This window comes from Micromonospora sp. ATCC 39149, from assembly GCF_000158815.1.
Taxonomy (GTDB): Bacteria; Actinomycetota; Actinomycetes; order Mycobacteriales; family Micromonosporaceae; genus Micromonospora.
This window is the reverse complement of the sequence record NZ_GG657738.1, coordinates 354,182-355,185: the sequence shown is the minus strand read 5'-3', so window position 1 is coordinate 355,185 and position 1,004 is coordinate 354,182. Positions and strand designations below refer to the sequence as shown.

1 protein-coding gene is annotated in these 1,004 nt (G+C 75.8%); it reads left to right on the top strand.

Features of this window, described 5'->3' with window-relative positions; all coding sequences use genetic code 11:
• Positions 1 to 190 precede the first annotated feature (190 nt).
• On the top strand, positions 191 to 1,004 hold an 814-nt coding region (locus MCAG_RS01515; RefSeq protein ID WP_036371889.1), incomplete at its 3' end, for an AMP-binding protein.

Genomic DNA, 1,004 nt, shown 5'->3' with positions numbered 1-1,004 from the left:
TCCGGGCTGCCGCTGGCCGGCCGGGTGATCGGCGTCGCCGAGCTGGCCGCGGCCGACCCGGCGCAGCCCGCCGCGGCCGACCCGGCGGGGCCGCCCGACGTCGAGGCCGAGCCCGACGCGGTGGCGATCCTGCAACTGTCGTCGGGCAGCACCGGCACCCACGAAGATCATCCCGCTGACCCACCGGGGCTTGTCCGAGTACGCCGTGGGCGCCCGCGAGCTGCTCGACGTGCGTCCGGGCGACGTGCTGCTCAACTGGCTGCCGCTGGACCACGTCGCCGGCCTGCTCCTCTACCACCTCGGCGGGGTGTTCCTCGGCGTCTCCTCCGTGCACGTCGCCACCGAGCTGGTCCTGGCCGACCCGACGCGCTGGCTCGACCTCATGGACCGCTACCGGGTCACCCACAGTTGGTCGCCGAACTTCGGCCTGCGGCTGGTGGCCGACGCGGTGGCCCGCGACCCGGGCCGGCGCTGGGAGCTGGGCGGGGTGCGACGCATGGTCAGCGGCGGCGAACAGTGCCTGCCGGAAACCTTCCGGGCGTTCGTCGCCGCGACCGGGGTGCCGGCGGCGGCGATGGCCCCGGCCTGGGGGCTCTCCGAGACCTGCACGGCGATCACCTTCGCGTCGTTCACCGAGCCGGGCTGCCGGCAGGTGGTCCGCACCGCCAGCCTGGGTGGCGACGTGGAGTGGGCCGAGGGCGAGGCGGGCGGCGACGTCACCGAGCTGCTCTGTGTCGGCCGACCCGCGCCCGGGGCGACCCTGCGGATCGTCGACGCCGACGGCGCGGTGCAGCCCGAGGGCCGCGTCGGCCGGGTGCAGGTCCACTCGGCCCGGGTCACCCCCGGCTACCTCGGCGACCCCGAGGCCAACCGCGCCGCCTTCCGCGACGGGGGCTGGCTGGAGACCGGGGACCTGGGCTACCTGCGCGACGGCGCGCTGACCATCACCGGCCGCGCCAAGGACCTGCTGATCCTCAACGGGCAGAAACATCCCCTGCCACGAG